The sequence below is a fragment of the Pseudarthrobacter sp. B907 genome (assembly GCF_040137805.1).
Lineage (GTDB): Bacteria > Actinomycetota > Actinomycetes > Actinomycetales > Micrococcaceae > Arthrobacter.
Genome location: NZ_JBEEQE010000003.1, coordinates 289180 through 297067 on the forward strand (window position 1 = coordinate 289180; position 7888 = coordinate 297067).

8 protein-coding genes are annotated in these 7888 nt (G+C 70.2%); 5 read left to right on the plus strand and 3 right to left on the minus strand.

What is annotated here, in order from left to right; genetic code table 11:
* Position 1 precedes the first annotated feature (1 nt).
* Both ABLI39_RS04350 and ABLI39_RS04355 read left to right on the plus strand, forming a co-directional pair.
* Positions 2–1369, plus strand: a complete 1368-nt coding sequence (locus ABLI39_RS04350) for an alpha/beta hydrolase (protein WP_349412189.1) — start codon at positions 2–4, stop codon at positions 1367–1369.
* On the plus strand, positions 1366–3864 hold the full coding sequence (locus tag ABLI39_RS04355) for a phosphatidylglycerol lysyltransferase domain-containing protein (RefSeq protein WP_349412191.1): 2499 nt from the start codon (positions 1366–1368) through the stop codon (positions 3862–3864). The genes ABLI39_RS04350 and ABLI39_RS04355 overlap by 4 nt, the downstream gene beginning before the upstream one ends.
* A 185-nt stretch (positions 3865–4049) precedes the next feature.
* Here the strand turns inward: ABLI39_RS04355 and ABLI39_RS04360 are convergent, their stop codons facing one another.
* A complete protein-coding gene (locus ABLI39_RS04360; protein ID WP_011692441.1) occupies positions 4050–4253 on the minus strand; it encodes a cold-shock protein in 204 nt (67 codons plus the stop codon).
* Positions 4254–4265: 12 nt separating this feature from the next.
* On the opposite strand from ABLI39_RS04360, the gene ABLI39_RS04365 reads away from it, so the two are divergent.
* Positions 4266–4580 carry a hypothetical protein gene (locus tag ABLI39_RS04365; protein ID WP_349412192.1) on the plus strand — a complete coding sequence of 105 codons (315 nt, stop codon included), beginning with the start codon at positions 4266–4268 and terminating at the stop codon, positions 4578–4580.
* On the opposite strand, the gene ABLI39_RS04370 is transcribed toward ABLI39_RS04365, so the two are convergent.
* Together ABLI39_RS04370 and nucS are read right to left on the minus strand one after the other, a co-directional pair.
* The gene (locus tag ABLI39_RS04370; RefSeq protein WP_349412193.1) at positions 4577–5794 is read right to left on the minus strand and encodes an N-acetylglucosamine-6-phosphate deacetylase; all 1218 of its coding nucleotides are present in this window, start codon (positions 5792–5794) and stop codon (positions 4577–4579) included. The two genes, ABLI39_RS04365 and ABLI39_RS04370, sit on opposite strands and share 4 nt — an antisense overlap.
* A 49-nt stretch (positions 5795–5843) precedes the next feature.
* Positions 5844–6539: an endonuclease NucS gene (gene nucS, locus ABLI39_RS04375; protein ID WP_349412194.1), complete on the minus strand. Its 696-nt coding sequence runs from the start codon at positions 6537–6539 to the stop codon at positions 5844–5846.
* A gap of 59 nt (positions 6540–6598) precedes the next feature.
* Between nucS and ABLI39_RS04380 the strand changes: the two genes are divergently transcribed.
* Both ABLI39_RS04380 and ABLI39_RS04385 read left to right on the plus strand, forming a co-directional pair.
* The gene (locus ABLI39_RS04380; protein WP_349412195.1) at positions 6599–6952 is read left to right on the plus strand and encodes an Rv1322 family protein; all 354 of its coding nucleotides are present in this window, start codon (positions 6599–6601) and stop codon (positions 6950–6952) included.
* 61 nt (positions 6953–7013) lie between these two features.
* Complete coding sequence (locus ABLI39_RS04385) at positions 7014–7811, plus strand: alpha/beta hydrolase (RefSeq protein ID WP_349412196.1); 798 nt, start codon at positions 7014–7016, stop codon at positions 7809–7811.
* The last annotated feature ends 77 nt before the right edge of the window (positions 7812–7888 follow it).

The window sequence follows — 7888 nt, forward strand, 5'->3', positions numbered from 1 at the left end:
GGTGGACTTCATCGAGGACATCCGGCTCGTCGACGGGCCGGTGCTATGGATCGCCTGGGTGGCCGGGATTGCCGGCCTGGCCTATCTGCTGTGGCGCAGCGGACGACGCCATACCATCAGCGCCTCCGCCGTTGTCATCACCGCGGCGCTGATGCTCTCGGCAGGCCTCGTGGCCGGCTTTCACTTGCTGCTGATCTATGTCCTGTCAGTTTTCCCCGAGGAACTTCCATGGGAGACCCTCGTCTGGAGCGTTCCGGCCGTCGCGGCGTTGCTGCTCTGGCTGCTCCGGCTGCACGGCATCTGGGGCCGGCGGCCCTTCCTCGCCAGCATTCCGCGACCCACCCGGCCGGTTGTGCACCGACTGCGCTCGACTGCGCTGGCGGTTGGCGCACTGCTGGGAGTCATCGCGCTCTCCGCGGTCCAGATCAACATTTACTTCGGGCTGAACCAGACCGTGAGTGACCTCGCAGGCACTGCGGTGGCCCGGATCCAGCCGCTCGAGGCGAAACTCACCCGCGCCGGCGGCGGCCCGGAAGCCGCCGACCTGGCCGGGTGGAAGGCTCCAGGACCGCTGCCTGAGGGGACCATGCGCCGCGCCGCCATCCCCGGCACGAGCTCCGGATTCCAGAGCCGGGAGGCCTACATTTACCTGCCGCCGGCGTACCAGAGTTCGCCCCGTCCCGCCCTGCCCGTCCTGGTCCTGTTCTCCGGCCAGCCAGGCGGTCCGGCAGACTGGCTTGCCGGCGGCGCCCTGCGGAGCAGGCTGGACCGCTTCGCCTCGGTCCACGGCGGCGTGGCACCGGTGGTGGTCGTCGTCGACCCGAACGGAACCCCGGCCGGCAACTCCCTGTGCATGGACAGCCGGATTGCAAAAGCGGACACGTTCCTCTCCCGCGACGTGCCGGACTGGATCAACAAGACGCTCGACGTCGATCCGGACCCGCGCCAGTGGGCGGTCGGGGGCTTCTCCTTCGGCGCCACCTGCGCAATGCAGATGGTGACGCGGCACCCCGACGTCTACAGCGCCGCCCTGGCGTTCTCAAGCGAGAAGGAACCCGCCCTCGCCAAGGAGCGGGACAAGACGATCCAGGGCTCCTTCGGTGGCGACGTTGCCGCCTTCGAACGGCAGACCCCGCTGCACGTGATGAAGGAGCGCCGCTTCAACGGCAACGGCATTTACTTTGCGGCCGGCGAACGGGACCCGGAATTCGTCGGCTACATGGATCTGCTCTCCGCGGCGGCACGATCCGCCGGCTTCACCGTGGAGGCCCATCGGATTCCCAACGCTGGGCACTCCTGGGAAGCCGCGTCCAAGGGCATGCCGGGGGGCCTGGAGTTCCTCGCCGGCCGCTGGGGGATCAAGCCATGACGGGCCTGCGCAGCATCTGGCACCACTTCCGCCAGGTTCCCTTCACCCTGTCCGTGCTCGCGGCCTTCCTGACCACCGGGGCGGCCACGGGCAGCTTCCTGGAAGGCCCGCCGGAGTCCCTGCTCGACTTCGCCTCGGTCAGCGCCCAGGGCCTCCAGGCCGGCCGCTGGTGGACCATGTTCACCTCGCCATTCTTCGCGACCAATCCCTTGGCCTACCTGGCCGCGTCCCTGATGATCCTCGGCCTGCTGGGGATTGCGGAGCGCCAGCTGGGCGCGCTCCGCACCGCCGTGTTCTTCTTCGCCGGGCAGTTTGCGGCGGTGACGCTCTTCCTGCTTCTGACCCAGCTCGCCCGCTACGCCGGGGACGGCTGGCTCGGGCTGATGGTGGACGCCGGGCTGATCGGGCCATACGCGGCCATCCTGGCGGTCACCCTGGCGGCCTGCGGGCTGCTGCCAACCCTCTGGCAGCGCCGGCTGCGGACGGCCGTGGTCTCGACGGCCCTGCTGCTGGTCCTCTACGTGGGCCATCCGGAAACCGTGGTGGGTCTGGCGGGCGCGCTGGCTGGCCTGATGGCGGGCTGGTGGCTGCAGGGGGACAAGGGCACGCTGCACCGCCACCGCTCCACCGGCCGCGAGACGCGCAACCTGCTGGCCCTGACGGTGGCGATTTTCGCCGTCGGGCCCATCCTGACCGCGGCCGTGCGCACCCCCACCGGACCGCTCGCGCTGCTGCGCGACGTCGTGCTCAACCCGCTGCCCACCCTGAACCAGCTGGAGCAGAACTGCGGCGGCACCGTCGACGTCAACTGCCTTGAAGCCGGACGGGCAGGCTTCGCCGGGCCGCTGGGGCTGGCGCTGGCCGTGGTCCCCGTGGTGCTGCTGCTGATCTGCGCCGACGGCATGCGGCACGGGCGCCGGCTGGCCCTGCGCATCGCCGTCCTGGTCCAGCTGGGGGTCACCGCGCTGTCCACGGTCTACCTGGCGCTGTTCGCCAGGATCCCGCACTACCCCAACCGGCCGCACACGGCGGTGATGGGTTCCGGATTCGTCCATGTGCTGCCGCTGGTTGCCGTGCCGCTGGCCCTGGTGCTGCTGCTTTTTGCCTACCGGCGCCTGTTCCGGGTGGAAACCACACGGCGCGCCCGACGGATCCTCGCCGTCGCGGTCGGCGGGACCTTCGTGGTGCTCGCAGGCGGCTACACCGTGGCCTGGCTTGCCGCCGGCGGCCTGGAGCGCGGCGGCTGGCTGGGCCTCGCCGCCGAGCTCGCCCGGCAGTACCTGCCGTTGCCCATCCCCGGCACCTACAACCGTGTCTTCCAGGACCGCGACGCCGTCGAGGCGTTCCTGTTCGCCTTCTCGGGGATTGTGTTCTGGGTGGTGGCGCTGGCCGGGGTTTGGCTCGTGCTGCTGCGCCGGCACCACGGCACTGATGCCGGAACCGGGGACCGGGAGGTGGCGCGCCGGCTGATCGTCCAGGGCGGCGAATCGCTGTCCTGGATGGCGCTGTGGGAACCGAACAAGTACTGGTTCAGCGAAGGCCGGCGCGGGGCGGTGGCCTACCAGCAGCACGGCAACGTGGCGCTGACCCTGGGCGGCCCGCTCGGTCCGGCGGAGAACCGCGAGGACACGGCGGCGCAGTTCCTGGCGTACTGCGCCGAGCACGCCCTCATCCCGTGCTTCTATTCCTGCACCGACGAGCTCTGGCCTATGCTCCAGGCGCGGGGCTACCGCCGTCTCGCCGTCGCGCAGGAGACCCGGCTGGGCCTGCGGGAGCTCACCTTCAAGGGCAAGGAGTGGCAGAACGTGCGGACCGCGCTGAACCGCGCCACCAAGACCGGCGTCGAGGCTGTCTGGGGCCGCTACAGCGAGTTTTCGCCTTCGCTGCGCGCCCAGTTGAGTGAGGTCTCGGAAGAGTGGGCCGCGCAGAAGTCCGTCCCGGAAATGGGGTTCACCCTGGGCGGCCTGGACGAACTCGAAGACGACGAGGTACTGTGCTGCCTCGCCGTGGACGCCGAGGGCCGTGTGCACGGCGTCACCAGCTGGCTGCCGGTGTACGACGCCGGCACCCTGGTCAGCTGGACCCTGGACTTCATGCGCCGGCGCGGGGATGCCTTTCCCGGGGTGATGGAGTTCCTGATCGCTTCCGCCGTGTTGGAACTGCGCGATTCGGTGGAGTTCATCTCGCTCTCGGGTTCGCCGCTGGCCCGCGACGAGGCCAGGGACGAGGCCCGGGGCGAGAGCGGGGACGGACCGAAGGCGGGGGAGGGTCTGGCCGGAATCCTTGACGTGGTGGGCCGGGCGCTGGAACCGGTGTACGGATTCCGCTCGCTGGCCACGTTCAAATCGCGGTTCAAACCGGAATACCGCACCCTCTATCTGTACTACCAGGATCCGCTGCAGCTGCCGGCGATGGGGCGGGCGTTGAGCCGCGCCTATCTGCCGGACCTTTCGGTGCGGCAGAGCGCGCGCCTGCTCCGGACGCTGGTGCGCTAAAGAAATTTCCGCAGCGCTTTACCAGGCCGGAATATGCATTCCGGCCGGTGCAATTCGGGTCCGCGCGCGGCGCCACCCGGACGGGCTCAAGAATTCCGCAGCGGACAATAAAAGAATGACCCCCGGCGATTTCGCCGGGGATCATTCTTTAGCGGGCCGCCCTGGGGCGGGCCCGCCGGGGGAGACTAGACCAGCGTGACGCCGGTAGCCTGGGGGCCCTTGGCGCCCTGGCCGATCTCGAACTGAACGCGCTGGTTCTCGTCGAGGGTCTTGAAGCCGCCGGTCTGGATCTCGGAGTAGTGAACGAAGACATCGCCGTCGGAGTCATCCGGGGTGATGAAGCCGAAGCCCTTTTCAGCGTTGAACCACTTGACGGTTCCCTGTGCCATTTAATTCTCCTCATGGTGGATCTTGAAGAAATCCGGCGCACTTTGCACCGGACTTGGTCACTCTGCGAGAAGAACCTTGGCTTCCGCCCGGATTACCCGGGCCTGGGCGGCAGGAGCTTCGCGCTCGCAACATGTCTTGCGAGCATGAAAAACACCTACACAAAGACTCCTATAAGAATTTCATGCCCCTCCCGTCAGGTCAACGGGCCCGGCGCATTATTGAGCGAAATTTTATCTAAAGACTGCATGAACGCCGCCGCCGGGGTGGAATGGTGGTGCATTGGTGGGGTGCAATGGTGCGGCGAACCGGCAGGAACCGGACATTAGGAATGCGGCGCCAGCCATTCCCCGCCGCGCATTACGCGGTAAAGGTCCAGGCGGGAATTGACGACGACGGCGTCGGCGCGCAGCCCCGGCCGGAGCGAGCCGAGCTCGCCGGACAGGCCGAGGACGGCGGCCGGGACCGCGGTGGCGGAGCGGACGGCGTCGGGCAGCGGCACGCCGGCGGCCACGGTGCGCCGCACGACCTCGAGCAGTGTGGCGGTGCCGCCGGCGAGGGCCCCGCCGGCATCGAGGCGGGCGACGCCGTCCGCGACCGTGACCGCGGAGCCGCCCAGGGTGTAGCCGCCGTCGGGCAGCCCGGCCGCCGCCATGGAGTCGGTCACGAGCGCAATGTTGGCCGCCCCGGCCAGCTGGAACACCGTGGCCACGACGGCCGGAGCCAGGTGCGTGCCGTCGGCGACCAGTTCCAGGACCGCCCGGCCGGCCGCCGCGCTGCGCAGGCACGCCGCGACGGGTCCGGGTGCCCGGTGGTGCAGGGGCGGCATGGCGTTGAAGAGGTGGGTGACGGTGGGCCGCCGGCCGGGGGACCCCTGCAGGGCCTCGGCAGCCAGTTGCAGCGCGGCGGCGGCCGTGGCGTCGTCGCAGTCGGTGTGCCCGAGCGAGGGGACTACTCCCTGCCCGGCGAGCAGCCGGACCAGGCCGTCCGCGCCAGCAAGTTCCGGGGCGAAGGTCATAACGGCAAGCGTGCCGCGGGCGGCGCCGAGCAGCTCGGCCAGGAGATCCGGATGGGGGTCACGCAGGAAGGCGGGGTCCTGGGCGCCGCACCGGGCCGCCGAGAGGAACGGGCCCTCCAGGTGGATACCGGCCAGCAGCCCCTCCCCGGCCAACCGGGCGTGCACGGCAATCGCGCGCAGCAGTGACTCCGGCGCGGCGGTGACCAGGCTCGCCAGCAGCGTCGTGGTGCCGGAGCGGTGCAGGAAATCGATCGCCCGCCTCGCCGCGGCCTCGCCGCCACTGGGAAAGTCGCCGCCCAACGCGCCGTGGCAGTGCAGGTCCACCAGGCCTGGCACGATCAGAGCGCCGGACGGAAGGGGCACCGCGGGGGCGTCGGCGAAGTCGGCGGCCCCGGGGAACCCGGCCGCCGCGCCGGCGTAGGCGATCCGGCCGCCGTCGACGGCCACGACCGCGTCCTCCTGCAGGGCCCCGTCGCTGACGACCGTGCCAAACAGGAGCTGCCGGCCGGCCGGTGCGGGGTTCATGGTCAGAGTCTAGGGGGCGTCCGGTGCCAGGCCTTGGAAAAACCAGGCCCTAAAATAGCCTGGACTCGCTGTCGTCGACGCCGCGCATGGCGTCGTAGTCCAGCGTGACGCAGTCGATGCCGCGGTCGTTCGCCAGCACCTTGGCCTGCGGCTTGATCTGCTGGGCGGCAAAGATCCCGCGCACGGGCGCCAGCAGGGGATCGCGGTTAAGGAGCTCCAGGTAGCGGGTGAGCTGCTCGACGCCGTCGATGTCCCCGCGCCGCTTGAGTTCGATGGCGACGGTGCCGCCGCTGGCGTCGCGGGCCAGGATGTCCACCGGGCCGATCGCGGTGAAGTACTCGCGGCGGATCAGCGAGAAGCCGGCCCCGAGGGTCTCGATCTGCTCGGCCAGCAGCCGCTGCAGGTCCGCCTCGACCCCGTCCTTGATCAGTCCGGGGTCCTGGCCCAGCTCGTGGGAGGTGTCGTGAAGCTGCTCGTGGATGTTGATGATCAGCCGGTCGTCCGTCTTCGCGGACTGCACGGTCCACTGCTCGATAACCCCGACTTCGACGTCGACCTCGTCCGGGGTGGAGACGCTCAGGCGCGCCGGCGGGCTCATCCAGTTGAGCGGCTTGTAGGATCCGCCGTCAGAGTGGACCAGGACCGAGCCGTCGGCCTTGACCAGTAGCAGCCGGGTGGCGAGCGGGAGATGGGCTTTGAGCCGGCCGACATAATCAACGGAGCAACGGGCTATGACTAAACGCACCCGGTCAACACTACCGCCTGCGGGGACAACGGGCACCCGGGCTGGGGCAGAATGGAACCATGCCCCGTTCCAACCGACCCCGCCGAGCCGCCTCGGGGAAGACCCCCGCCGGACGGGCGGCGGCCGGCAAGCACGCCGCCGGTCCCGCGCCGGAACTGGACCTGGAACGCGCCCGCACCGGGATCGCGCGGCGGGAGAGCGCCCCCGACGGGGAATGGATGGTCCGCTCGATCTCCGCCAGCCGGGCCGGGAAGACCTACATCTGCCCGGGCTGCTTCACGGCCGTGACGCCGGGGACCGCGCACCTCGTGGTCTGGTCCGAGGACCACATCTTCGGTGCGGCCGCGGGCCTCGCCGAGCGGCGGCACTGGCACTCCAACTGCTGGACCTCGCGCAGCTACCGTTACCGCTGATCCGCTCCGCTGACCCGCTCAGTGGGCCATGGCCGCCGGGCGGTTTCGCTAAGCTGGGGGCATGACTTTCGACCCGGCGTCCTACGTGTTCAGCCAGCCCTCCGCGCCCACCGCCATCCGTGCCTCAACCGTGCTCCCGGCCCGCCGGGAGAACGTGGAACTGCGCACCGGGGACGGCCACCGGCTGGTCGGCGAGCTGGCGGTTCCGGAGTCAGGCGAGATCAAGGCCACCCTGATCACCCTGCACCCGCTGCCGACCCACGGCGGCTTTATGGACTCCCACGTCTACCGCAAGGCCTCCTACCGGCTGCCCGCGCTCGCCGGGATTGCAGTGCTCCGGTTCAACACCCGCGGAACCTCCTCGCCGCGGGGGACCAGCCAGGGCAGCTTCGAGGAAGGCATCGGCGAGCGGCTCGACGTCGAGGCGGCGGTCCGCTTCGCCGTCGAGCGCGGACTGCCCAACCGCTGGCTGGTCGGCTGGTCCTTCGGCACCGAGCTGGCCCTGATGTACGGCGCCACAGAGCCGGTGGCCGCGGAGATCGAGGGCGCCATCCTGCTCTCGCCGCCGCTGCACCGGGCCACGGACGTCCACCTCAAGGAATGGGCCGCCGCCGGCAAGCCGCTGAAGGTCCTGGTCCCCGAACACGACGACTACCTCCAGCCCGCGGCCGCCGCGGAACGCTTCGCCCTCGTGCCGCAGGCCGACGTCGTGGGCGTTGACGGCGCCAAGCACCTCTGGGTGGGCGAGAAGTACGCCGGCCGGGTGCTCAACGAGATCGTGGCCGAGGTGCTGCCGGGCGGGGCGGCCGCGGCGCTGCCCGAGGAATGGGACGGCCCGGTCGCCACCGCGCACGCCTGACGCCGGGAAAACGCTGCACAAACGGACAGCCGCTGTGTGGATCCCCTCTCTGTCAGCCTGTTGTGAGACAGATTGTC